The sequence below is a fragment of the Microbacterium radiodurans genome, assembly GCF_008710705.1.
GTDB lineage: Bacteria > Actinomycetota > Actinomycetes > Actinomycetales > Microbacteriaceae > Microbacterium > Microbacterium radiodurans.
In genome coordinates, this window is the sequence record NZ_VYRZ01000001.1 from 1,056,024 (window position 1) to 1,080,140 (window position 24,117).

General features: G+C 72.4%; 19 protein-coding genes. 14 read left to right on the plus strand and 5 right to left on the minus strand.

Annotation, left to right across the window (positions count from 1 at the left end; translation table 11 throughout):
* The first annotated feature begins 13 nt into the window (after nt 1-13).
* From F6B42_RS04890 to F6B42_RS04940, 11 genes are all read left to right on the plus strand, one after another.
* Entirely contained in the window at nt 14-1,321 is a 1,308-nt protein-coding gene (locus tag F6B42_RS04890) for an ABC transporter substrate-binding protein (protein WP_150418425.1), read from the plus strand.
* Complete coding sequence (locus F6B42_RS04895; protein WP_150418426.1) at nt 1,318-2,259, plus strand: carbohydrate ABC transporter permease; 942 nt, start codon at nt 1,318-1,320, stop codon at nt 2,257-2,259. Before F6B42_RS04890 ends, F6B42_RS04895 begins: the two co-directional genes overlap by 4 nt.
* Nucleotides 2,256-3,191, plus strand: a complete 936-nt coding sequence (locus F6B42_RS04900) for a carbohydrate ABC transporter permease (protein ID WP_191089263.1) — start codon at nt 2,256-2,258, stop codon at nt 3,189-3,191. The genes F6B42_RS04895 and F6B42_RS04900 overlap by 4 nt, the downstream gene beginning before the upstream one ends.
* 2 nt (nt 3,192-3,193) lie before the next feature.
* Complete coding sequence (locus tag F6B42_RS04905) at nt 3,194-5,560, plus strand: glycosyl hydrolase family 95 catalytic domain-containing protein (protein WP_150418427.1); 2,367 nt, start codon at nt 3,194-3,196, stop codon at nt 5,558-5,560.
* Nucleotides 5,557-7,800: an alpha-xylosidase gene (gene yicI / locus F6B42_RS04910; RefSeq protein WP_150418428.1), complete on the plus strand. Its 2,244-nt coding sequence runs from the start codon at nt 5,557-5,559 to the stop codon at nt 7,798-7,800. Before F6B42_RS04905 ends, yicI begins: the two co-directional genes overlap by 4 nt.
* A gap of 118 nt (nt 7,801-7,918) precedes the next feature.
* On the plus strand, nt 7,919-8,146 hold the full coding sequence (locus F6B42_RS04915; RefSeq protein ID WP_150418429.1) for a hypothetical protein: 228 nt from the start codon (nt 7,919-7,921) through the stop codon (nt 8,144-8,146).
* Nucleotides 8,143-8,502 (plus strand): hypothetical protein, encoded by a 360-nt coding sequence (locus F6B42_RS14940; RefSeq protein ID WP_223878348.1) that lies wholly within the window; start codon nt 8,143-8,145, stop codon nt 8,500-8,502. Before F6B42_RS04915 ends, F6B42_RS14940 begins: the two co-directional genes overlap by 4 nt.
* 235 nt (nt 8,503-8,737) lie before the next feature.
* A complete protein-coding gene (locus F6B42_RS04925) occupies nt 8,738-10,225 on the plus strand; it encodes an MFS transporter (RefSeq protein ID WP_150418430.1) in 1,488 nt (495 codons plus the stop codon).
* A 64-nt stretch (nt 10,226-10,289) separates the two neighbouring features.
* Nucleotides 10,290-11,438, plus strand: a complete 1,149-nt coding sequence (locus F6B42_RS04930; protein ID WP_150418431.1) for an exonuclease SbcCD subunit D — start codon at nt 10,290-10,292, stop codon at nt 11,436-11,438.
* Nucleotides 11,435-14,452 carry an AAA family ATPase gene (locus tag F6B42_RS04935; RefSeq protein WP_150418432.1) on the plus strand — a complete coding sequence of 1,006 codons (3,018 nt, stop codon included), beginning with the start codon at nt 11,435-11,437 and terminating at the stop codon, nt 14,450-14,452. Before F6B42_RS04930 ends, F6B42_RS04935 begins: the two co-directional genes overlap by 4 nt.
* A gap of 9 nt (nt 14,453-14,461) precedes the next feature.
* Nucleotides 14,462-14,647, plus strand: a complete 186-nt coding sequence (locus F6B42_RS04940) for a hypothetical protein (protein WP_150418433.1) — start codon at nt 14,462-14,464, stop codon at nt 14,645-14,647.
* Here F6B42_RS04940 and F6B42_RS04945 read toward each other — a convergent pair.
* Nucleotides 14,635-15,192 (minus strand): phosphorylase family protein, encoded by a 558-nt coding sequence (locus tag F6B42_RS04945; protein WP_150418686.1) that lies wholly within the window; start codon nt 15,190-15,192, stop codon nt 14,635-14,637. The two genes, F6B42_RS04940 and F6B42_RS04945, sit on opposite strands and share 13 nt — an antisense overlap.
* 1 nt (nt 15,193) lies before the next feature.
* On the minus strand, nt 15,194-15,325 hold the full coding sequence (locus tag F6B42_RS15055) for a hypothetical protein (RefSeq protein ID WP_263405855.1): 132 nt from the start codon (nt 15,323-15,325) through the stop codon (nt 15,194-15,196).
* A 167-nt stretch (nt 15,326-15,492) separates the two neighbouring features.
* Between F6B42_RS15055 and F6B42_RS04950 the strand changes: the two genes are divergently transcribed.
* Entirely contained in the window at nt 15,493-16,074 is a 582-nt protein-coding gene (locus F6B42_RS04950) for a 4'-phosphopantetheinyl transferase family protein (RefSeq protein ID WP_150418434.1), read from the plus strand.
* An 18-nt stretch (nt 16,075-16,092) separates the two neighbouring features.
* On the opposite strand, the gene F6B42_RS04955 is transcribed toward F6B42_RS04950, so the two are convergent.
* Nucleotides 16,093-18,162, minus strand: a complete 2,070-nt coding sequence (locus F6B42_RS04955; protein ID WP_150418435.1) for an NAD(+) synthase — start codon at nt 18,160-18,162, stop codon at nt 16,093-16,095.
* Nucleotides 18,163-18,232: 70 nt separating this feature from the next.
* On the opposite strand from F6B42_RS04955, the gene F6B42_RS04960 reads away from it, so the two are divergent.
* Entirely contained in the window at nt 18,233-21,760 is a 3,528-nt protein-coding gene (locus F6B42_RS04960; protein WP_150418436.1) for a TM0106 family RecB-like putative nuclease, read from the plus strand.
* A gap of 10 nt (nt 21,761-21,770) precedes the next feature.
* Here F6B42_RS04960 and upp read toward each other — a convergent pair whose 3' ends face one another.
* Complete coding sequence (gene upp, locus F6B42_RS04965) at nt 21,771-22,406, minus strand: uracil phosphoribosyltransferase (protein WP_150418437.1); 636 nt, start codon at nt 22,404-22,406, stop codon at nt 21,771-21,773.
* Nucleotides 22,407-22,467: 61 nt separating this feature from the next.
* On the opposite strand from upp, the gene F6B42_RS04970 reads away from it, so the two are divergent.
* On the plus strand, nt 22,468-22,965 hold the full coding sequence (locus tag F6B42_RS04970; protein WP_150418438.1) for a nucleoside deaminase: 498 nt from the start codon (nt 22,468-22,470) through the stop codon (nt 22,963-22,965).
* On the opposite strand, the gene F6B42_RS04975 is transcribed toward F6B42_RS04970, so the two are convergent.
* A complete protein-coding gene (locus F6B42_RS04975; protein ID WP_150418439.1) occupies nt 22,949-24,067 on the minus strand; it encodes an alpha/beta fold hydrolase in 1,119 nt (372 codons plus the stop codon). The two genes, F6B42_RS04970 and F6B42_RS04975, sit on opposite strands and share 17 nt — an antisense overlap.
* Nucleotides 24,068-24,117 lie beyond the last annotated feature (50 nt).

Here is a 24,117-nt window from a genome sequence, read left to right on the forward strand (position 1 = left end):
AGGAGTGCCGACGATGGCACGCATCCGACGCACCGCACGCTCCACGCGCACGATCACCGCTCTCGCGGCCGGCACCGCTGCCGCCCTGGCCCTTGCGGGCTGCTCGGCGGGCGACAGCGGCGACGCCACCGCCGACGGACCCGTCACCCTGCAGTTCTGGGGATGGGTGCCCGGGCTCGAGGACGCCGTCGCCGAATGGAACGGGGCCAATCCCGACATTCAGATCGACTTCTTCCGGATGACCGGCGACGACGGCGACAAGATCCCGGCCGCCATCGACGCGGGCACCGCGCCCGACATCGTGCAGATGTCGAGCCATTCGCTGCCCGGGCACATCATCAACAACCGCCTGACCGACATCACCGAGTGGGCCGGCGACCTCGAGGGCGACTTCACCGAGAGCTCGTGGGGCACCGTGACCTTCGGCGACAGCGTCTACGCCGTCCCGCAGGACTCCGGCCCCACCGGGCTGCTCTACCGCGCCGACATCTTCGAGCAGTACGGCATCGCCGTCCCGACGACGTGGGACGAGTACATCGAGGCGGGGCGTGCGCTCAAGGCGGCGAACCCCGACGTCTACCTCGCGCAGTTCTCGCCGAACGAGGCGGGACTGTGGCTCGAGACGGTCTGGCAGAACGGCGGCAGCTTCTTCCAGATCCAGGACGATGCGTGGCAGGTGACCGTCGCGGACGAGGCGAGCCAGGAGGTCGCCGAGCTCTGGCAGACCCTCCTCGACGAGGACCTCGTGAAGGTCGTCGAGATGTGGACGCCCGAGTACTGGGCCGAGGTCAACGCCGGAACGATCGCGACGATCAACTACGCCGCATGGTTCCCGGTGCTCCTCGAGGAGAGCGCGGCGTCGACCGCGGGGCTGTGGGAGGTCGCCGCGACTCCGACCTTCGGCGGAACCGAGAGCGCCGGCGAGTCCGGCGGCAGCGTCAACGTCGTCACGACCACCTCCGAGCACCCCGCCGAAGCCGTCGAGTTCATCTCGTGGCTGAACGCCAGCGACGGGGGCGTGGAGCACCTCATCACGGGCGGCGTCTTCCCGTCGGCCACGACCGGTCTGACCAGCGATGCGCTGCTGCAGCCGAGTGAGTTCTTCGGCGGTCAGGTCATCAACGAGGTGTTCGCGGATGCCGCGGAGCGGGTGCCGGGCACCTGGACCGCCGGTCCCACCCACGACCTCACGACCAACGCGCTCAAGGACGCCTTCGGCCGGGTGGCGAACCGCCAGATCACCTTCGCCGAGGCTCTCGACCAGGTGCAGCAGATGACCATCGACGAGCTGACCGCGATGGGCCTCGACGTCGCCTCATGAGTGCCACCGCCCTCCGCCCGGGCACGCCCCGTCGCCGCTTCCGCGGCGGCGCGGGCGTGCGCCTGGCGCCCTACCTCTTCCTGTTGCCGTTCATCGTGCTGTTCATCGTCTTCCTGATCCTGCCGATCGTCACGGCGATCTGGATGAGCTTCTTCGCCGTCCAGCGCGGCGGTCTCGGATTCGGCGGCGCGAACGAGCTGGCCTTCGTCGGCCTCGACAACTACTTGCGCGCCTTCGGCGACGCCGGCTACATGGCGAGCTTCGGCCGCGTCCTGCTCTTCGGGGCCGTCCAGGTGCCGGTGATGATGGCTCTCGCCATCACTCTCGCGCTGCTGTTCGACTCGGCGGTCGTCCGCGCCAAGCGCTTCTTCCAGCTGAGCGTGTTCCTGCCCTACGCGGTCCCCTCCGTCGTCGCGGCGCTCGTCTGGGGCTTCCTGTATCAGCCCCGGGTGAGCCCGATCGTCGAGGGCCTGCGCGGGATGGGCATCCCGGTCGACTTCCTCGCGCCGGGGACGGTGCTGTGGTCGATCGCGAACGTGTCCGTGTGGACCGTCACGGGCGTCAACATGATCATCATCTTCGCCGCGCTCCAGACGGTGCCCCGCGACATGTACGAAGCCGCGCGCATCGACGGTGCGGGCGAACTTCGGACGGCGCTGCAGATCAAGCTGCCCATGGTGCTGCCGGCGGTGGTCCTCACCACCCTCTTCTCGATCATCGGCACGCTGCAGCTCTTCAACGAACCGATGACGATGCGCTCGATCACCTCGAACGTCACGGGCGACTACACGCCGAACATGGCCATCTTCCAGGCCACGACGCTCGGGGGGAACATCAACCTCGGGTCGGCCATGGCCATCATCCTGGGGATCGCCACCTTCATCCTCTCGATCGTTCTGTCCCGGTTCCAGAACCGGAAGAAGGGAGCGGGCGCATGACCGTCCCGGCCGTCCTTCCCGTCATCACCGATCCGGTGACCCCCGAGACGCCGCGCCGGCCCCGCCGGGCGCGCGTGCACGCCGAGGGCGAGCGCCCGAGCCGTGCGGCCCGCATGCTCGCGGGGGTCTTCCTCGTCGCCGTCGCGCTGTACTTCCTCGTGCCGGTGTACTGGCTCGTCGTCGCCTCGACGAAATCCACCGGCGACCTGTTCTCGACGCCCGGCTTCCTCTTCGCCGACTTCCAGTTCGTCGAGAACCTCGTGCGCCTGAGCGAGCAGGCCGACGGCATCTTCTGGCGGTGGATGTTCAACTCCCTCATCTACTCCGGCCTCGGCAGCGTGCTGATGACCTTCATCAGCGTCATCTCCGGCTACGCGCTCGCGATGTACCGGTTCCGCGGTCGGACCGTGATCCTCGCGGCGGCCCTGGGCAGCATGCTGGTGCCGCAGACGGTGCTCGCCCAGCCCACCTACGTGCTGCTGGTCGAGATGGGGCTGAACAACACGATGCTCGGGGTGCTGCTGCCGAGCCTGGTCTACCCCTTCGGGGTCATGCTGGGGTTCGTGTACGCGCAGACGAGCGTCCCGATGGAGCTGCTCGAAGCCGCCCGCCTCGACGGAGCCAGCGAATGGCGGGCCTTCCGGTCGATCGCCCTCAAGCTCCTCAGCCCGGGCGCGGTGACGATCCTGCTGTTCGCCTTCATCGGCAGCTGGAACAACTTCATGCTGCCGCTGCTGGTCCTCAGCGACGCGCGTCTGCAGCCGGTCACCGTCGGCCTCTCGGGCTGGAGCCAGGCGGCGATCACGATCCCGGGCCTGCAGTCGCTCGTGATCATCGGATCGCTGCTGTCGATCGTCCCGATCATCGTCGTGTTCGTCTCGCTCCAGCGGTACTGGCGGTCGGGACTCGCGGCCGGCGGGGTGCGGTTCTGACGATGTCGACGCTGACCTTCACGACGCCGGCTCGGACCTGGCTCGAGCGGCTGCCGCTCGGCAACGGCCGGCTCGGCGCGATGGTCGGCGTCGACGGCGGTGAGACCCGGATCGGCCTGAACGAGTCCTCGGCGTGGTCGGGCGGCGTCGCGAGCGCCCGCCGGGAGTCCGTCGAGCCCGAGGCGGCGGCCGTCGCCCTCGCCGCCGCGCGTTCGGCGCTCGACGCCGGGGACCCGGTCGGCGCCGAGCAGCACCTGCGGGTGCTGCAGCATCGGTACGCGCAGGCGTTCCTCCCGGTCGGCGAGCTCATCGTCACGGCCGGGGGCGACCGCTCCGCGCCCCTGCGTCGCTCGCTCGACCTGACCGAGGGCGTCCACCGCGCGCGAAGCGGGGCGCTCGAGAGCTCGACGGCCTGTACGACCGACCCGGACCTGCTCATCCACACGATCCGGACCTCCGTGCCGGTCGATGTCGGCGTGCGCTTCGCGACGCCCCTCCGCGTGCGGGACGAGCGGATGCCGGATCCCTCCGCGCGCACGTGGGTGCTCGATCTGCCGGCCGACGTCGCCCCCGCCCACGAACCCGACGAACCGGCGGTGACGTGGGACGTGCCCGGCATCCGTCCCGCATCGGTCGTGGTGTCGCTGCGGCTGCGCCACGACGGCGCCCTCTCCGACGCCCCGGACGGTCTCACCGTGCGCGGGGCGACACGGGTCGAGCTGGCCCTCGCGATCGAGACGACCGTGCCGGCCACCGGCCACGATCCCGAACCGATCGACGAGGCGCTCCGGCGTGCGGACGCTCGGCTGGCGGCGTGCGCCGAACCCGCCCGGCACGTCGAGGAGAACCGCGCGCGCCGAAGCGCGGCATCCGGCTTCTCGTTCGAGCTCGGCGCGCCGCCGCACGATCGGGAGGGCGGGCGCGAGCTCGTCGACCCGCTGGGGGGATCGCCCACGGCGCCCGAGGCGCTGCTCGGCTTCCTCGTCGAGTACGGACATCATCTGCTCGGCGCCGCGAGTCGGCGCGGCGGTCCGCCGGCGAACCTCCAGGGCATCTGGAACGCCGACATGCGGCCGCCCTGGTCGTCGGGGTACACGCTCAACATCAACACCCCGATGAACTACTGGGGGGCCGAGGTCACCGGCGCCGCCGACGCCCACCTCGCCCTGCTCGAGATGCTCGAGGCGCTGGCCGCGCACGGCGCCGACACGGCGGCGCGCCTGTACGGGGCCGGTGGCTGGGTCGCACACCACAACAGCGACCTCTGGGGATACTCCCCGCCCACCCGCGGCGACGCCTCGTGGTCGCAGTGGCCGCTCGGCGGGGCGTGGCTCGTGCGTCAGTTCGACGAGCACCGCCGTCACGGGTCGATGTCGCGGGCGACGCTCGCGCGCTATCGTCCGGTCGTCTCCGGATGCGCGCGCTTCCTCCTCGACCTGCTGGTCGACGACGGTTCCGGGGGACTCGGCACCGCCCCCTCGACCTCGCCCGAGAACCGGTTCCTCACCGCCCGCGGCCCGGCCGCGCTGACGCGCTCGTCGGCTCTCGACCGCGCGCTCATCGCCGACGTCCTCGACATCGCCGGCACGGTCCTCGCCGACACCGAACCGGACCTCGCCGCCGAGGCGCTCGCCGCCCGCAGCCGCATCGCCGGACCGCGCATCGGCGTCGCCGGCCGCATCGCCGAATGGCAGGGCGACCCGCACGAGGAGGACCCGCGTCACCGCCACGTGTCCCACCTGTTCCCCTGGTTCCCGGGCGACCGCGTCGCCGAGCCCGCCGAGCGCGCCGCCGTCGCCGCGACGCTCGACCGCCGCGGCGACGACTCGACGGGGTGGTCGCTCGCCTGGAAGATCGCCCTCCGGGCCCGGCTGCGGGACGCGGACGGCGTCTCACGCCTCATCGATCTGGCCCTGCGTCCGGCGCAGGAGGAGGCGGGCAACCCCGCCCACCACCGCGGCGGCCTCTACCCCAACCTCTTCGCCGCCCACCCGCCGTTCCAGATCGACGGCAACCTCGGGCTCGTCGGCGCGATGCTCGAATGCGTCGTCCAGAGCCACCGCCCCGGGTGCATCGACCTCCTACCCGCCGCCCCGCCGGTTCTGGCGCGGGGACGGCTCCGCGGTGCAGTGGTGCGGCCCGGCATCCTGCTCGACCTCGACTGGGCGGACGGACGGCCGGGGCGCGTGAGCCTGCGCGCCCGCAGCGCAGATCAGGCGGGCCGGTACCGCCTCACCGCCGCTGACCGCGCGGTCGACGTCGACATCGCCGCTGACCGCGTCACCGTCCTCCGCGGCGCCGAGCTGGCGATCGAGCCGCTCGATGGCCGACTCTCCTCACGACCCACCCCCGACAGGAGCACCACGTGAAGCTGACCGACGGATTCTGGGGACTGCGCCCCGGTGTCACCGCGCTGTACGGCCAGGAGGCCTACGACATCTGGGAGACCGCCGACACCGTCGACGGTCCGGGCCTCGTCGTCACGGCGCCGACGAAGACCATCGAGAGCCGCGGCGACACGCTGAACCGTCCGGTCCTGACCGTGACGCTCTCGTCGCCCCACGAGGGCGTCGTCCGCGTCCGCATCGCGCACCACGACGGCGGCGAGGCGCCCGCCGGGTTCGAGCTCCCGGGGGCCGTGAGTGACCCCGCCCGGCGCCCGGGCCGAACCGAGGTCGACGCCGACCGCGGCATCCTCGCCACGGGAGATCTGCGCGCGACGATCCGACGAGGCGCCCCGTGGTCGCTCGAATTCACCTCGGGGAAGCGTCGGCTGACCGGCAGCGGCCGCAAGGCCCAGGCCTGGGCGCGGGTCGACGCGGACGCGCCGATCGACCGCGGCCCCGTCGATCTGCCGGGCGAGAAGGACGCGCCCCGGGCGCGGACGTTCGTGCACGAGCAGCTCGACCTCGGCGTCGGCGAGCTCGTCTACGGCCTCGGCGAGCGATTCGGACCGCTCGTGAAGAACGGCCAGACGATCGACATCTGGAACTCCGACGGCGGCACCGCGAGCGAGCAGGCGTACAAGAACGTGCCGTTCTACGTGTCCAGCCGCGGCTACGGCGTGCTCGTGAACGACTCCGGGCGGGTGTCGTTCGAGGTCGGCTCCGAAGCGGTCGAGCGCGTGCAGTTCGCCGTGTCGGGAGAGGTGCTCGAGTACTTCGTCATCGACGGACCGACCCCGAAGGACGTCCTCGCGCGCTACACCGCGCTGACCGGTCGTCCGCCCGTCGTGCCCGCCTGGTCGTACGGTCTGTGGCTCTCGACATCCTTCACGACCGACTACGACGAGGCGACCGTCACCGGCTTCCTCGACGAGATGGCCGCTCGCGAGCTGCCCGTGTCGGTGTTCCACTTCGACTGCTTCTGGATGCGCGAATTCAACTGGTCGGACTTCGCCTGGGATCCGCGCGTCTTCCCCGACCCGGACGGGATGCTGGCGCGCCTCCACGAGCGCGACGTGCGCGTGAGCGTGTGGATCAACCCCTACATCGGCCAGCGCTCGCCGCTGTTCGACGAGGCGCGGCGCGAGGGCTACCTCGTGCGGCGCGCCGACGGCTCGGTGTGGCAGTGGGACATGTGGCAGGCCGGGATGGCGCTCGTCGATTTCACGAACCGCGACGCGGTCGCCTGGTTCCAGTCGAAGCTGCGTGCGCTCATCGCCCAGGGCGTCGACTGCTTCAAGACCGATTTCGGGGAGCGGATCCCCGTCGACGTCGTCTGGGCGGACGGCTCCGACCCCGAGCGCATGCACAATCTCTATGCGCAGCTGTACAACCGCGCCGTCCACGACCTCCTCGTCGAGGAGCGCGGCGCGGGCGAGGCCGTGCTCTTCGCGCGGTCGGCGACGGCAGGCGGCCAGACGATGCCGGTGCACTGGGGTGGGGACTCCACGTCGACGTACACCTCGATGGCCGAGACGCTGCGCGGCGGGCTCTCGCTCGCGATGAGCGGGTTCGCGCACTGGAGCCATGACATCGGCGGGTTCGAGGGAACGCCGGATGCCGGCGTCTACAAGCGCTGGACGGCGTTCGGCCTGCTCTCGAGCCACAGCCGCTTCCACGGGTCGCAGTCGTACCGCGTGCCGTGGATGTTCGACGAGGAGGCGGTCGAGGTGACGCGTCGGTTCACGGGGCTGAAGATGCGGCTCATGCCGTACCTGCACGCGGCCGGACTCGAGGCCGCGCGGACCGGCGTGCCCGTCATGCGACCGATGGTGCTCGAGTTCCCCGACGACCCGGCGGCGGCCTACCTCGACCGTCAGTACATGCTCGGGGCGGATGTGCTCGTCGCGCCGGTCTTCTCGGCCGACGGCGAGGTCGAGTTCTACCTGCCCGAGGGCACGTGGACGCACCTGCTGACGGGCGAGCGCGTCGCCGGCGGGCGGTGGCTGCGCGAGACCCACGACGTCCTGAGCCTGCCGGTGTACGTGCGGCCGGGCGCGGTGCTGCCCTGGGGCGCCCGCGAAGACCGGCCCGACTACGACTACCTCGAGGGGCTGTCGTTCCGGGTGTTCCCGGGCGGCGAGGGCACGGCGTCGGTCGCGGTCACGACCCCCGACGGCCGGAGCGAGACGTTCGAGGTCGATCGCGCCGACGTCACGGAGTGATCGGTCGGCCCCGAACGGCGCCCGTCGGGAGCAAGTGGCCGTTCGGTGCCGCTGTCAAGACGGTGATACCCGACCGGGCGTGCGATCAGACTGAGGCGATCGATCGAAGGAGACAGACATGAACCGCGATCTACCCGAGGGCGTCGTCGATCCCGACGGCGCCGGCGCCACGTCTCTCGCCGCCAGTGAGGCCGAGGACGACGCCGTACGCGACGCGGACACCCCCGCGGACGCCGCTCCCGCGCCCGACGGCGACAGCCCGGACGGATTCGTCGAGAGCGCCGAGATCCAGCAGGGGCTCGACCCCGACCTCGTCACCGACGAGCAGGCGGAGGACGAGCGATGAGCGGACAGGCCGACGAGAACGAATCCAGCGTGTCGGACTCGGCGACCCAGGATGCGCCCGAGACCGGACGCGGCGGCACCCGGGCCACCTCGCCCGGCACCGACGGCGACGTCACCCCACCGAAGGCGGACACCCCCGTCTCGCCTCCCGGCGTCCAGGACGGCCCGGCGCTCGCGATGCACGAGACCGACGACCGCGAACGGCTCGACGGTCTCGTCGCGCAGCTGCGGGCCGACCTCGCCGGAGAGAACCGCGCGACGGTCGAGCACGGCGTCCGGCAGCGGCTGTCGCAGGTCGGCCTGAACCTCGACGACGCCGAGTTCGAGCGGATCGTCGACGAACTCGTCGGCGACTGACCGACCGCGCACGCGCACCCCGGGGGCTGTCGCTCCCGGGCTGCGCGTCGTCCGCGGCCGCGCGGCCGACACAGGAGATCCGGCCGACGCAGGAGCATTCTGCAGCGAACGTCCTGCCTCGGCGTGATCGCCTGTCTGGGGAGTGCAGGATGACCGCCCGGCGCGCACCTACGGTCGCCCGGGCCCGAGCGCAAGAGCGAGCCTGCGGCATCCGAGCGGGCATAGCCTGTCCCCGATGAGCGACACGGCCACGATTCCGCTGTCGGTGCACCAGCGATGGCGGGCCTTCTGGGTGTGCGTCGCGGTCGCCGCCCTGACGATCCTCGACCTGACGAAGGTCAATGTCGCGCTGCCCTCCATCGAGCAGGCGTTCGGCGCCGGCTCCACCGAGCTGCAGCTCATCGTCTCGGGCTACGTCCTCACGTTCGGTCTCGCGCTCGTGCCCGCCGGCCGCATCGGCGATCAGCGCTCGCGGCGGGCCCTGTTCATCGTCGGCCTCGTGCTGTTCGCAGCGACGAGCGTCGTGTGCGCCCTCGCCCCCGACACCTCGGTGCTGCTGGCGGCGCGCCTCGTGCAGGGCGTGGCCGCCGGCATCCAGATGCCGCAGGTCATCGGTCTCGCCCAGGAGATGTTCCAGGGCGAGGAGCGGGGCCGTGCCTTCGGCCTCTTCGGCGCGACGATCGGCATCTCGACGGCGTTCGGGCCGACGCTCGGCGGCCTGCTCATCGCGCTCGGGGGTGCGCAGGACGGGTGGCGCTGGATCTTCTGGATGAACGTGCCGCTGACCCTGATCGTCCTCGCGGGGGTGATCTGGCTGCTGCCCAAGACGCGGGACTCCCGGCCGACGCGCCTCCAGCTCGACCCCGTCGGCCTCGCGCTCTTCGCCGTGGTCGTCGTCGCGCTGATGGCGCCGTTCCTCCTGACGACCGGGTCGTCCGACGACAACCCGCAGCGCTGGTGGATGCTGGCGGTGTTCGCCGTCTTCGCCGCGGTCTTCGTCTGGTGGGAGCGGCGGTACGCGGCATCCGGCAGACACCCCCTTGTGCCGCTCGGGCTGTTCGCCGTGTCGTCGTATCGCAACGGCACGCTCATCCAGGCCGTCTACTTCATGGCGCTGCCGGCGATGTTCCTGCTGACGACCCTGTTCCTGCAGCTGGGCGTCGGGCTCGCCCCCGTCTTCGCCGGAATGGTCTCGATCGGCTTCGCGGTCGCGAGCGCTTTCTCGTCGTACCTCGGCGGTCGTCTCGTGACGCGTGTCGGCCGCCCCCTCGTGGTCTGGGGGCTCGCGATCGTCCTCGTCTCGGCGGCCGCGCTCGCCCTCATCGCGTACCTCGTGCCGCCCGGGATCGTCGAGTTCGCGATGGCGGCCGTGCTCACGGTGGGCGGCTTCGGCGGCGGCATGGTGATCGCGCCGAACCAGACCCTCACCCTCGCCGACGTGCCCGTCAAGCAGGGCGGTCTCGCCGGGTCGGTCGGCCAGCTCGTGCAGCGCATTGGCACGGCGGTCGGCACGGCCGTCGCGCTGTCGCTGTTCTACTCGACGGTCTTCCGCGAGACCGCCGGCGGGGGAGACGCCGACATCGTCGTCTACCACGATGCGTACGCGATCGGGATGATCTCGGTGGCGCTCTTCCTCGCCCTCGCGCTGCTCGTCGGTGTCATCGACCTCTCGGCGCGGCGGCGCGCGGGCAGACTCGCCGGGCGGGACGCCGCCCGACGCTGAGAGTGTGCTCCGCTCCCGGCATGGCTCGCGGGGGATGTCGGAGGGCTCTTCTAGCGTGTGGGTCATGCGCATCCTGCACACCTCCGACTGGCACATCGGGCGGACCTTCCACGGTCACTCCACCCTCGATGCCCTTCGCGACGTGCTCGCGGTGATGACCGAGCAGGTCCGCGAGCACCGGGTCGACGTCGTCGTCGTCGCGGGCGACGTGTTCGACTCCGCGACCCCCGCGGCCGCCTGCTACAGCGTGCTGACCGACACGCTCCGCGCGATGGCCGACACCGGCGCGTGCGTGATCGTGACGAGCGGCAATCACGACTCGGCCGCCCGGCTGGGGTTCCAGTCCGGTCTGCTGCGAGGCGGCATCCACGTCGTGACCGATCCCGCGTCGGTCGGCACGCCGATCACGATCCCGGATGCCGCAGGCCCCGTGCACTTCTACGGCATCCCCTACCTCGAGCCCGCGCTGCTGCGGCATCTGTGGCCCGAAGCGCGGTCGCAGGCGGCCGTGATGGACCGTGCGATGGACCTCATCCGCGCCGACCTCAGCGAGCGCGGCGGGCGCTCCGTGGCGATCGCGCACTGCTTCGCCGCCGGCGTCGAGCCGACGCCGCACCTCGAGCGCGACATCCAGCAGGGCGGGCTCGACGTCGTCCCTCTGGCCGGCCTGGCGGGCATCGACTACGTCGCGCTCGGCCACATCCACGGTCGCCAGCAGCTCGCGCCCGCCATCCGTTACTCGGGGGCTCCGCTGCACTACAGCTTCGGCGAGGGTGACAAGCCGCGCGGCTCGTGGCTCGTCGACCTCGATGCCGACGGTCACGTCGAGACGTCGTGGCTCGACCTTCCGGTGCCGCGGCCGGTCGTGACGCTGCGCGGCCCCCTCGCCGACATCCTCGCCGATCCCGCGCACCTTCCGCACGAGTCGTCGTGGGTGTGCGTCGAGTACACCGACACGCTGCCCGAGCGCGATCCGATGCGGCGGCTCCAGGAGCGCTTCGCCTTCTGCGCGAAAGTCGTCCATGCGCCGGCGGTGGTCGCGGAGCGCTCGAGCCGGACCTACGTCCAGCGGGTGCGTTCGGCGCGCAACGACGCCGAGCTCGTCGACGCGTTCCTCGTGCACGTGCGCGACGGTGCGGGCGCCGACGAGTCCGAGCGCGAACTGCTGGCCGAGATCCTCGATGAGCGGGTGCGCGTCGAGGCGCTCGCGTGAAGCTGCACCGCATCGAGCTCGAAGGGTTCGGGCCGTTCCGCGAGCGCCAGGTCGTCGACTTCGACGCGTTCGACGATGACGGCGTGTTCCTCATCTCGGGGCGCACCGGGGCGGGCAAATCCAGCATCCTCGACGGCGTGAGCTTCGCGCTGTACGGCGCCGTGCCGCGCTACGACAGCGGCGAGCGGCGCCTCCGCAGCGACCACAGCTTCCTCGGCGACCCCACCGAGGTGCGGCTGGAGTTCACCGTCGGGGCGCAGCGCTGGCGGGTGACACGGTCGCCCGACTACGAGCGCCCCGCCAAACGCGGCGACAAGCTCACGACCGAGGCGGCCCGCGCCGAGCTCGAAGAGTCCGTCGACGGCGTCTGGATCGGTCGCGCGGCCAAGCCGCGTGAGGTCGGCGTGCTGCTCGACGAGATCCTGGGCCTGAACGCGCAGCAGTTCCAGCAGGTCATCCTGCTCGCGCAGAACAAGTTCTCGCGCTTCCTCCTGGCGCGCAACGACGAGCGTCAGCAGCTGCTGCGGACGCTGTTCGGCACGCGCCGGTTCGAGAGGTACAAAGAGGAGCTCGAGGATCGACGGCGGGCGGCCCAGCGCGAACTCGAGGATGCGGGAGCGCAGACGCGCACGCTGCTCGAGGTCGCCGAGGCGGCGCTGGCGGCCGCCGTCACCGACGCCGACGCGGGCGACGCGGCGACGGGCGACGCCGCCGCCCCGGCGCCCATCGATCTGGCGGCGCGCCGGTCGCGCGTGGAGCGCGCCGCTCAGCGGGCGGAGTACCGGATCGAGCAGACCGCGCAGGCCCGCGCGCAGCGTGATGCCGAGCATGCGACTGCGGTGTCGGTGCACGCCGAGCTCGTCGAGCGCGCGCGGGTCTTCGACGAGCTCGAGGTCGCCCGGGTACGCATGGACCGCCTCGACGCCGAGGCTCCGCGACGGGCCGAAGAGGCGCGGCGCCTCGACCGGGCCCGGACGGCCGAGGCGCTGCGTGCACCGCTCGAGCTCGCCGTCCGCGCCGAGAGCGCCCTCGACGAGGCCCGTGAGCTCGCGCGCGTCGCCGACGAGCGCTGGGTCGAGTCCGGCGGCGCTCCCGACGACGACCTCGCAGCCCTCGACGACGAGCTGACGGGCGACATCGCCCGATGGACGGATGCCGCCGAGCGCGAGCGCGAGCTGATCGACGCCGCCGCGGAACGCGAGCGGCGCGAGGCGGCGGCCGCAGATCTCACCGCACAGCTCGCGGCGCTCATCGAGCAGCACGCGCTCGTGCCCGCTGAGCGGGAGCGCATCGAGACCGAGCTCGCGACGACGACGACCGATGCCACCCGCCTCGACGACCTGCTCGCGCGTCGCGCCGAGCTGTCAGCGCAGCTCGCGGCCGCGCAGGAGGCAGCCGCCCTCGCCGATCGGCTCGCGGCGGCCGACGCCGACCACCTCGCCGCCAGCGCACGGTCCGACACCGCCGGGGCCGCCGTGACCGACCTGCTGCGACGGCGGCTCACCGGCCGGGCCGCCGAGCTCGCGGCCGGGCTCGCTCCCGGCGCGCCGTGCCCCGTCTGCGGCGCTGCCGAACACCCGCACCCCGCACCGCCGGCGGACGACCCCGTCACCGACGACGACATCGCCCGCGCTGAGGCGGATCGGGATGCGGCGCACGCCGTCCTCCGTGAGCGGAGCGAGCGCGTCACGGCGCTCCGGGCGGCGCACGCCGACGCGGCCGCGCGCTCCGGCGGGCGCTCGACGGCCGAGCTCGAGGCGTCGAGCGGAACCCTCGCCGACGAGGTGTCCGTCGCCGAGCGCGCTCGAGCGCGCGCTGCGGAGCTGAGCGCGCAGCGGGGCGAGCTCGACCGGCTCGACGCGGCGGCCGCGGTCGAGCGGGCGCGTCTCGACGAGGCGATCGCCGCGGCGCGCGCGGCGGTCGCGGTGGCGGAGTCGACCGTCGCGCGCCTGGAGCGCGAGGTCGGCGACGCCCGGGGGACGTTCGCGAGCGTCGCGGAGCGGCTCGCCGCCGCATCCGCCCGCCGCGAAGTCGCGCGGACCGCCGCCGAGGCTCGCGCCGTGCTCGCCGGGTGCGAGCGAGCGGCCGCGGATGCGGCGACCGACCGTGCGGCGCGGGTCGCCGCATCCGATTTCGACGACGCGGACGCCGTCGCCGCCGCGCTCCTGCCCGCCGACGAGACCGCGTCGCTGGCCGCGCGACTCGCCGAGCGCGCCGCCGACGTGGCCGCCACGCGCGCCCGCCTGCTCGAGCTCGAGCTGGCGGCGGCGGGCGAGGGCGCCGGCCGCCCCGATCTCGACGCCTCGGCGCACCGGCTCGCGGCGGCCGACGAGGCCCGCTCGCTCGCGATCGCGGCGCATCGCGACGCGGTGCACGATGCCGAGCGGCTGCGGGAGCTCATCGTCCGGATCGATGCGGCCTTCGCCGCGGTCGGCGCTCGCGCCGAGACCACGGCGACCGTCACCCGTCTGGCCGACACCGTCGCCGGGCGCGCGCCGAATACGCGCAAGATGGACCTCGAGACCTTCGTGCTCGCGGCCGAGCTCGAAGAGATCGTGACGGCGGCGAACCTGCGGCTGCAGGACATGTCGTCAGGCCGCTACACCCTGTACCACAGCGACGCGCTCCAGGCCCGCGGCGCGGCGTCGGGGCTCGCGCTGGAGGTTCTCGACGCGTACACCGGACGGCTGCGCTCTCCGCAGTCCCTCTCGGGCGGCGAGACCTTCCTCGCCTCGCTCGCGCTCGCGCTCGGCCTCGCCGAGGTCGTCACCGGTCGCGCGGGGGGCATCCGCCTCGACACGCTGTTCATCGACGAGGGCTTCGGCTCGCTCGACCCCGAGACGCTCGAGCTCGCCATGCGCACGCTCGACGAACTGCGCGCCGGCGGACGAACGGTCGGAGTGATCAGCCACGTCGAGGCGATGAAGGAGCAGCTGCCCGCGCAGGTGCTCGTCGAGGCGACGCCCGAGGGACCGAGCGCGATCTCGCAGCGCGAGGCGATGGGTGCCGGTTAGGCTGGGCAGGTGAGGACTTTCTGGACCGTCGTCGGCGTCATCGCGGCGATCGTGATCGCGTGGGTGGTCGTCGATGTCGTGCTGCGACTGGCGGCGTTCGCCCTGAAGTTCGGACTCGTCGCCGTCGTCGCGATCGTCGTCTTCCTGCTGCTGCGTCGGCTGTTCCGACCCGGCGGCGATCGTCAGACGCCGTAGTCCTCGCGGACCCGGGCGTAGAGCGCGGCGCTGCACGCGGCGACCGCCTCGTCCCACCCGGTCGTCGCGCCATCCTGCGCGTCGTCCGAGACAGCTTTGAGCACGCGGATCGGCACGCCCATGCGCTGCGCGACCCAGATGTAGACGAACGTCTCCATGTCGACGAGCTCCGCGCCGAGCGAGCGGATCAGGGCGACCGAGTCCGCGTCGTCGACGAAGACGTCGCCGGTGGCGATCGTCACGCCGGCGGCTCCGGTCTCGACGCGCTCGGGCATCGAGATGTGCCGGCCCCGCACGCCGGCGAGATCGAAGACGTCGTGCTGCACGGCGGCGGCGATCTGGTGGATACCCGGACCCACGGCGCCCGCGACGGCGCCCGCGGTGCCGACCACGACGACCTCGTCGTAGGCGGTGCGGTCGAGCGCGCGCGTGAGCTCGTGAGCGGCGAGCACCTTCCCGGGCCCCGTGAGCAGGATGTCGAAACCGGGGATGACCGCGGGGAAACCGACGAGTTCGTCGCGGTGGGCGACCACGAGCAGACGCATCTCAGGCACCGCCCCGGGCGAGGATGCCGATGATCCCCGACAAGAGCAGGTACGCCCCGATGCCGCCCACGACGACCCAGATCGCGATGCGCGCGGAGCTGGGTCGTTTGTCTCCGCCGGAATCGAACGTCATCCCGCCAGCCTAGGCGAGCCCGCCGGGTGATCACGCGGAGCAGCCTCGGCGGGAGTCGGATGCCGCGGCATCCTGACCGTTCGTTATGCCCGGCGCCGCGACGGTCGGCGCGAGGATCCGCGTGGCTAGACTGGCGCCGGAACGACCGCGCGACGGGAGACGACGACATGAAGACTGTGCTTCTCGACACTCCGGAGGGCGTGACCGCCCGCCTCGGCTGGGACCCGGCGATCAGCGTCCACGACCGGCGCCGGATGATCGCGCGCGAGCTCGTCGCCGACAGGCTGGGCTGCCCCGTCGACGAGGTCCGCATCGTGCGCGAGGCGCCGCGCGGGTTCGGCTACCACACGCACCTCGTCGCGACACGCGATGACGTCGACGTGCCGCTCGCCATCACCACGGCCAGCTTCCGCGCGGCCACCGTCGTGGCCGTGAGCGACCCGGGTCTGCCCCTCGGCGTCGACATCCGCGACACGCATCCCGAGCCGGCGGACCTCGCCCGCATGAAGAAGCACTCGCACATCTTCGACATCGACAGGACCGCCGACCTCGTCGACCACTGGGTCCGCGTGCAGGCCGTCCTCGAGGCGGACGGGCGCGGCGTGCGCGTCGCTCCCGAGCACGTGCGGCTCGATTCCGGCCGGCGCCGCGGTTGGATCCCGGACCGCACGATGAAGTACGGCCTCGTCGACGCGTCGCGCGACGGCTGGGTGATCACCTTCGCCTACGGAATGCTCCCGACGGCCTGAGGCGCGGCGCGCGGCCGGTCAGTCGACGAGGTCGGGAAGCGCCCGACGGAGCTCGGCGAGCCAGGCCGCCGCGTTGCCGTCCGAGGGTGCCCGCCAGTCGCCGCGCGGAGAGAGCGACCCCGCGGCCGCGACCTTCGGACCGTTCGGGATGGCGCTGCGCTTGAACTGCGCGAAGCCGAAGAAGCGCTTCACGAACACCTGCAGCCAGGTGACGATCTCGGGCAGGTCGTAGGCGTAGCGGTCCGCGACGGGGAAGCCCGGCGGCCAGTCGCCCGCCTCGGCGTCCGACCAGGCGTGCTGCGCGAGGAAGGCGATCTTCGACGGTCGGAAGCCGTAGCGGAGCACGTGATGCAGCGCGAAGTCGTGAAGCGCGTAGGGGCCGATCGTGTCCTGCGTCGATTGGACCTTGCCGTCCTCGCCGGCGGGCACGAGCTCGGGACTGATCTCGGTGTCGAGCACCGACTGGAGCACGGCGACGGCCTCGTCGGTCAGGTCGGTGCCGGTTCCCTCGCGGTGCGCGATGACCCAGCGGATGAGGTGCTGGATGAGCGTCTTGGGAACGCCGACGTTGACGGCGTAGTGGCTCATGTGGTCGCCGACGCCGTAGGTCGCCCATCCGAGCGCGAGCTCCGACAGATCGGAGGTGCCGATGACGATCCCGCCGTGGCGGTTCGCCAGCCGGAAGAGGAAGTCGGTGCGGACACCCGCCTGCACGTTCTCGAAGGTCACGTCGTAGACGGGCTCGCCCGAGGCGAACGGATGCCGGATGCCGCTGAGCAGCTCGTTCGCCGCGGGTCGGATGTCGATCGTCTCGATCGAGGCGCCGATGGCCTCAGCGAGCTTCACGGCGTTGGACTTGGTGTGGTCGCTCGTGGCGAAGCCCGGCATCGTGTAGGCGAGGATGTCGCTGCGCGGGCGCCCCATCCGGTCCATGGCCCGCGCGACGACGAGGAGCGCGTGGGTCGAGTCGAGGCCCCCCGACACGCCGATGACGGGCCGCGGCGAGCCGATCGCCCGCATCCGCTGTTCGAGGCCGGAGACCTGGATGTTGAACGCCTCGTAGCAGTCCTGATCGAGCCGGGCGGGGTCGTCGGGCACGAACGGGAACCGGTCGAGGACGCGGCGGAGTCCGATGTCGTGGGCGGGCGGATTCAGGAACGTGTCGACGGTGAGGAAGTCGGTGCTCGTCGCGAGCCGGTTGTCGTCGAAGGTGCCCTGCCGGTAGCGGTCCTGGCGGATGCGGTCGAGATCGACGTCGGCGACGCTGCGTCGCGGGCCGTCGGGGAACCGCTCGGTCTCGGCGAGGAGCGAGCCGCCCTCGTAGATCATCGTCTGCCCGTCCCACGACACGTCGTTGGTCGATTCGCCCATCCCCGCGGCCGCGTAGGCGTAGGCCGCCAGGCAGCGCAGCGACTGCGACTGGACCAGGATGTGGCGATCGTCCGCGCGTCCGATGGTGATGGGGGAGCCGGAGAGGTTCACCAGCAGCGTCGCACCGGCCAGCGCCGCGCGCGAGGACGGCGGCACCGGCACCCAGACGTCCTCGCAGACCTCGGCGTGCAGGATCAGCCCGGGGACGTCCCGGACGTCGAAGAGCAGGTTCGTCCCGATGACGGTCTCGAGCTCGCCGATGCGGATCGACTCGCCGTCCCACTCGGTGCCGGCGGCGTACCACCGGCGCTCGTAGAACTCGCGGTAGGTCGGGAGGTTCGCCTTCGGCGCCACGCCGAGCACGGCGCCCCGGTGGATCACGACGGCGCAGTTGTAGAGGCGGTTGCGGTGGCGCAGCGGCGCGCCCACCACGAGAACGGGCAGCAGATCGACGGATGCCGCGACGATGCGCTCGATGGCCGCTTCGACCCCGTCGAGCACGGCGTCCTGCAGGACGAGGTCCTCGATCGCGTAACCCGTGAGGCACAGCTCGGGGAACACCGCGACGGCGACGGCCTCGGCGTCGCACGCGCGGGCCTCGGCCAGGACCGCCTCGGCGTTGGCGTCGGGGTCGGCGATCGCGATCGGGATCGTGCACGCGGCGACGCGCGCGAAACCGTGGGAGTAGGCGCTGGCGAAGGGGAGCTGCGAGGTCACCCTCCCCAGTGTGGCACCGGCGTCGGCCGTGTCGCACCCCGCAGCTAGGGTCATTGAGCGGAAGGGGATCATGCGATACATCGAGGACGAAGGCCGGATCGTCTGGAGCGCCAGCGACCTGAAGGCGGCGGCGGAGTGCGAGTTCGCCTGGCTGCGCGCGATCGACGCGAAGCTCGGCCGCATCCCCGCGGTCGTCGAGCCCGAGGACCTCACGCTCGAGCGCGCCGGACGCCTCGGCGACCAGCACGAGCAGCGGATGCTCGAGACCTACGAGCGCGCGTTCCCGGGCCGGGTCGCCGCGATCCCGCAGACGCGCTCGTCCGACGTCACGGGGCTCGCCGAAGCCCAACGGCTCACCGTCGCGGCGCTCGGCTCCGACGCGACGGTCGTCTATCAGGCGGCGTTCGCCGACGCGGACTTCGTGGGGTTCGCCGACTTCCTCCGCCGCGACGACGACGGGCGCTGGGTCGTCCAGGACACGAAGCTCGCCCGTCGCGCGCGTGTGACGGCGCTGATGCAGCTCGAGGCCTACGCCGTGCAGCTGGACCGCCTCGGCATCCCGGTCGCCGATCGCGTGGAGCTCCTCCTCGGCGACGGCACGGTGTCGGTGCACCAGCGGGCCGACGTCGCGCCGGTGTTCGTGCTGCGTCGAGCCCGGCTGCGCGCGCTCATCGAGGATCGAGCGGTGGCCGACGGCGCGGCGGGACCAGCGATCGCCTGGGGCGACGACCGCGGCGACCTGCGCGTCATGGCGTGCGGGCGATGCGCGACGTGCGATCTCGAGGTGATCGCGTCCCGCGACCTGCTCCTGGTCGCCGGCATGCGGCCCATCCAGCGCGAGCGACTGCGCGCGGCCGGCGTCGAGACGATCGACGAGCTCGCGGCGGCGGGCGAGGCGCCCCCGCGGATGTCGGCTGACACGTTCGCGGGCCTGCGGACGCAGGCGCGCCTCCAGCTGTCGAGCCCGGCCGGGGGCGTGGCGGGAGCCGCCCCGCCGGCGCCCGCTGCCGCATCGGCCGTGCCGACGTTCGAGGTCGTGCTGCCGAAGGCGCTGGGCGCTCTGCCGCGACCCGACCACGGCGACATGTTCTTCGACTTCGAGGGCGATCCGCTGTACACCGAGGGCGCGGCGCAGCAGTGGGGGATCGACTACCTGTTCGGATGGGTCGACACGCGCGAGCAGTACTCGGCGCTGTGGGCGCACTCCTTCGACGAGGAGCGACGCGCCTTCGAGCGCTTCCTCGAGATCGTCGACGTGCAGCGCGGTGCGCATCCGGGGATGCACATCTACCACTACGCGCCGTACGAGCCCACGCACCTGCTCGCGATGGCGGCCCGCTACGGCACCGGCGAGGCGCAGGTCGACCGTCTGCTGCGCGACGGCGTCTTCGTCGACCTGTATCCGATCGTCCGGCGGGCCCTCCGGGTCGGGTCGCGCTCGTACTCGATCAAGAAGCTCGAGCCGCTCTACATGGGCGCGGAGGTCCGCACGAGCGATGTCCAGCGCGGCGACGACTCGATCGTCCGGTACGTCGAGGCACGGCTGCTGCAGGATGCCGGCGACGCGGCGGCTGCCGAGGAGATCCTCGCGGACCTGGCCGACTACAACCGCTACGACTGCGTCTCGACGCGGCGGCTCCGCGACTGGCTCGTCGACCGGGCACGCGAGGCCGGCCTGCGACCCGCGGCCGAGATCGAGCCGGAAGAGCGCTCGTACGAGCCCTCGCCCCGGGCCGAGGCGCTCGCGCGTCTCGCGGCCGCCGCGACCGACGACGGTGCGGCGACCGATCCGGCGGGCGGCCCCGCCAGCGATTCGGCCGAAGCCGTCGCCCTCCGGCTCGGGGCGGCGGCCATCGACTACTACCCGCGCGAGGCCAAGTCCTTCTGGGCCACGCACTTCCTCCGCCTCCGCGAGCCGGTCTCGATCTGGGAGGACACGCGGGACGTCGTCGTCGTGGATGCCGGGCGGAGCCGGGTCGTGACCGACTGGCATCGACCCGAGGGGACGCGATCGGATCGTCGTCTGATCGAGCTGAGGGGCGACGTCGCCCCCGGAACCCGGCTGAGCGTCGACGGCTCGCCGTTCGCGATCTACGAGGTGCCCGCGCCCTTCCCGACGGGGCCCCGGCCCCGCTTCATCCACGCCGATCGCCGGGTGCGGGTGGTCGAGGTCCTCGACGACGGGGCCGTCGTCGAGGAGCTCGCCGCCGACGGCTTCACCTGGGCGCAGCTCCCGCTCGCGCTGACGCCCGCCGCGCCGCCCCTCGCGGGAAGCCAGCAGGCGGCGATCGACGCGTGGGCGGACTCCGTCCTGGCGGCGTCCCCGACGCTGCCCGCCGATCCGGCGACCGATCTCCTGATGCGGCGCGCGCCGCGCACGGTATCGGGCGCGCTGCCGCCCGCGACCGGTGACGACGTCGCCGACATCGCGGCGGCGATCGTCGACCTCGATCGCAGCTACCTCGCCGTGCAGGGCCCTCCGGGGACGGGCAAGACCTACGTCGGCTCGCACGTCGTGGCCCGCCTGGTACGCGAGCGCGGCTACCGGGTGGGCATCGTCGCGCAGTCGCACGCCGTCGTCGAGAACATGCTCGCGCGCATCGCCGATGCGGGGGTGCCGCGCGAGCGCATCGCCAAAGCGGTGAAGGGCACGTCGACCGGCGACGAGCCGTTCACGGTCATCGCGAAGAACGGGGTCGCGGACTTCACCGCAGCCCACCCCGACGGCTTCGTCGTGGGCGGCACGGCGTGGGATCTCACCCACGCCGGACGCATCCCCCGCGGCAGCCTCGATCTGCTCGTGATCGACGAGGCGGGGCAGTTCTCGCTGGCCTCGACGATCGCCGTCTCGGTCGCCTCGCCCCGGCTGCTGCTGCTCGGCGACCCGCAGCAGCTGCCGCAGGTGAGTCAGGGAACCCATCCCGAGCCCGTCGACACCTCGGCGCTCGGCTGGATCCTCGACGGCGCGCACGTCATCCCGGCCGAGCGCGGGTACTTCCTCGCTCAGACGCGGCGGATGCGACCCGAGGTCGCCGCGGCGGTCTCGGTGCTGTCGTACGACGGCCGCCTGGCCGCCCACGAGACGACCGCCGAGCGCTCACTCGCGGACATCGAGGCGGGCGTCGTGCCGCTGCCGCTCACGCACCGTCGCAACTCGACCGCTTCGCCCGAGGAGGCGGCCGTCGTCGTCGACCTCGTGCGCGATCTCGTCGGCCGCGCGTGGATCGACGGCGCCGCGGCATCCCGCACCCTCGCCCCGAGCGACATCATCGTCGTCACGCCCTACAACGCGCAGCAGGTGCTCGTCGAAGACGCGCTGACGACGGCGGGGTTCGGTGCGGTCCCGGTCGGAACGGTCGATCGGTTCCAGGGGCAGGAGGCGGCCGTCGCGATCGTGTCGCTCGCGGCGTCGTCGGGGCGAGACGCTCCGCGCGGCCTGGAGTTCCTCCTGCTGCAGAACCGGCTCAACGTGGCGGTCTCGCGCGCGCAGCACACCGCGTTCGTCGTCTACGGCACCGGCATCCTCGACGATCTGCCGCGCACACCCGACGGGGTCGCGCGGATGAGCGCGTTCGCTCGGCTCGTGGGAGTCGTCTGAGCGAGCCGGCTCAGTCGACGGTGCCGTACAGGCGGTCGCCGGCGTCGCCGAGCCCGGGCACGATGTAGCCCTTCTCGTTCAGCCGTTCGTCGAGCGCCCCGAGGACGAGGGTCACATCGCGGTCGCCCACCTGCTTCTCGATCGCGGCGACGCCCTCGGGGGCGCCGAGGATGCAGATGGCCGTCACGTCCTGAGCGCCGCGCCGGAAGAGGAAGTCGATCGCCGCGCCCAGCGAACCGCCGGTCGCGAGCATCGGGTCGAGCACGAAGCACTGGCGGTCGCTGAGGTCGTCGGGCAGGCGCTCCGCGTACGTCGTCGGCTCGAACGTGACCTCGTTGCGCGCCATCCCGAGGAAGCCGACCTCCGCGGTCGGCAGGAGCTTCGTCATGCCCTCGAGCATGCCGAGACCGGCCCGCAGGATCGGGACCACGAGCGGGCGCGGGTGCGCGATGTTCAGACCGAGGGTGCGCGTGACCGGCGTCTCGATCTCGACCTCCTCGACGCGGACGTTGCGCGTCGCCTCGTACGCGAGCAGCGTCACGAGCTCCTCGGTGAGCTGGCGGAACACCGGCGACGGCGTCTTCTTGTCGCGCAGCACCGAGAGCTTGTGGGTGATCAGGGGGTGGTCGGCGACGTGAACACGCATGGGACGATCCTACGCGGCCGGATCACCGCATCCCGGTCGTGCCGGCGCCTACCCTGGGACGATGAGCCTGCCCGCCTCCGCCGCCGACCGTGCCGCGATGGAGCGTGCGCTGCAGCTGGCCGAGCGGGCCGCCCGCGAGGGTGAGATCCCCGTGGGCGCCGTCGTGACGGATGCCGCGGGCACCGTGATCGGCGAGGGGCGCAATCTGCGCGAGACCACGGGAGACCCGACGGCGCACGCCGAGGTCGTGGCGCTGCGCGAGGCCGCGTCGGCCGTCGGCTCGTGGAACCTCGCCGGCTGCACCCTGACGGTCACGCTCGAGCCGTGCCTCATGTGCGCCGGCGCGCTGTTGCAGGCTCACGTCTCGCGCGTCGTCTTCGGGGCGTGGGACGACAAGGCCGGCGCGGCCGGATCCCGCTACGACGTCGTGCGCGACCGGCGGCTGCCCGTCCGCGCGGAGGTCGTCTCCGGTGTCCGAGCGGATGCGGCATCCGATCTGCTCCGCGCCTTCTTCGAGACCCAGCGCGGGCGCGTCTCGGGCATCAGTCCCACGAGCTGAGGATGATCGCCTCGGTGGGCGGCGCCGGAGACAGCGGCGTGCCGAGGTAGCCGATCGTCGACAGGATGGCCGTCCGCACCTTTCCGGGCCGCTCGAGGTGCACGGCGTGGCCGACCCCCTCGATGACGACCTCGGTCACCTGTCCGCCGGCCGCACGGTAGCGCTCGAGCACCTCGCGCGTCTGGGTCACCATCTGCTGGGCAGGAGCGACCTCGACCCCCGGCCATCCGGGAATCGCGCCGATCTCGCCGAGGTGCCCGCTTTCGGCGAACGAGCCGTCCGCGACGATCAGATCGGCCTCGCCGCGCACCCAGAGCACCGGGGGCGCGTCGCGGCGCGCCCCGAGCTCGGCGATGGCCGAGAGGTCGAGGTTCGCGGGTGCGAGCGCGTTCTGGACACCGAGCCGACCCGGCGCGAACCCCGGCCAGTTGTCGCTGGGGACGCTGTCGCCCGGGTAGTTGCCCTCGGCGGTCGAGGTGGCGAGCATCGCCTCGACCCACGTGTCCTCGTTGTCGGAGTCGTAGTCGGGGGAGACGAACGTGGTGCGGAACACCGCGCGGGGCGACCCGTCGGTGTCGCCGTCGTCGCGCGCCGTGAGGCGCTCGACCAGCGCGGCGCTGACGGTGCCGCCGCCGCAGCCGGCGTCGTCGTCGGTCAGCCGGTTCCCATCCGGATTCGTGCCGCCGAAGCCGTAGGGCGAGACGGGGGAGAGGAGACTCAGCGAGAGCACGGGGTGCTCGAGCGCGTACTGCATCGCGACGGCGCCGCCGAGACCCCAGCCGACGATGTGGACGGCGTCGATCCCCAGCACATCGAGGGTCGCCCGCACGTCGTCGGCGAAGTCGCGGACGCCCCGGGTGGCGTCGACGGGCAGATGCTCGGTGCCGCCGAAGCCGCGCAGGTCGATCGCGATCGGGCGGACATCGCTCGGGAGGTCCTCCATGATCTCCTGCCAGAAGAGGCTGGACCCGGGCGCCGTGTGCAGCAGGACGACGGTGCGCTCGGCCGGCGTCGCCGGATCGTCGGCGGACCGCTCGAGGATATTCACCGCCAGACGCGGCGTCTCGATGATGCGTGGCGTGATGCCGTCGAAGAGGGGCATGGCGGAATCCTTCGCTCTGCGCGGCGAGCGCTTCCGCGCCCGCGGACTCC

Bases quoted from the DNA above. Each gene is read 5' to 3' on its own strand.
- F6B42_RS04890 (WP_150418425.1), top strand. From the start codon at position 14: ATGGCACGCATCCGACGCACCGCACGCTCCACGCGCACGATCACCGCT.
- F6B42_RS04895 (WP_150418426.1), top strand. From the start codon at position 1,318: ATGAGTGCCACCGCCCTCCGCCCGGGCACGCCCCGTCGCCGCTTCCGC.
- F6B42_RS04900 (WP_191089263.1), top strand. From the start codon at position 2,256: ATGACCGTCCCGGCCGTCCTTCCCGTCATCACCGATCCGGTGACCCCC.
- F6B42_RS04905 (WP_150418427.1), top strand. From the start codon at position 3,194: ATGTCGACGCTGACCTTCACGACGCCGGCTCGGACCTGGCTCGAGCGG.
- F6B42_RS04915 (WP_150418429.1), top strand. From the start codon at position 7,919: ATGAACCGCGATCTACCCGAGGGCGTCGTCGATCCCGACGGCGCCGGC.
- F6B42_RS14940 (WP_223878348.1), top strand. From the start codon at position 8,143: ATGAGCGGACAGGCCGACGAGAACGAATCCAGCGTGTCGGACTCGGCG.
- F6B42_RS04925 (WP_150418430.1), top strand. From the start codon at position 8,738: ATGAGCGACACGGCCACGATTCCGCTGTCGGTGCACCAGCGATGGCGG.
- F6B42_RS04930 (WP_150418431.1), top strand. From the start codon at position 10,290: ATGCGCATCCTGCACACCTCCGACTGGCACATCGGGCGGACCTTCCAC.
- F6B42_RS04945 (WP_150418686.1), bottom strand. From the start codon at position 15,192: ATGCGTCTGCTCGTGGTCGCCCACCGCGACGAACTCGTCGGTTTCCCC.
- F6B42_RS15055 (WP_263405855.1), bottom strand. From the start codon at position 15,325: ATGACGTTCGATTCCGGCGGAGACAAACGACCCAGCTCCGCGCGCATC.
- F6B42_RS04950 (WP_150418434.1), top strand. From the start codon at position 15,493: ATGAAGACTGTGCTTCTCGACACTCCGGAGGGCGTGACCGCCCGCCTC.
- F6B42_RS04960 (WP_150418436.1), top strand. From the start codon at position 18,233: ATGCGATACATCGAGGACGAAGGCCGGATCGTCTGGAGCGCCAGCGAC.
- upp (WP_150418437.1), bottom strand. From the start codon at position 22,406: ATGCGTGTTCACGTCGCCGACCACCCCCTGATCACCCACAAGCTCTCG.
- F6B42_RS04970 (WP_150418438.1), top strand. From the start codon at position 22,468: ATGAGCCTGCCCGCCTCCGCCGCCGACCGTGCCGCGATGGAGCGTGCG.
- F6B42_RS04975 (WP_150418439.1), bottom strand. From the start codon at position 24,067: ATGCCCCTCTTCGACGGCATCACGCCACGCATCATCGAGACGCCGCGT.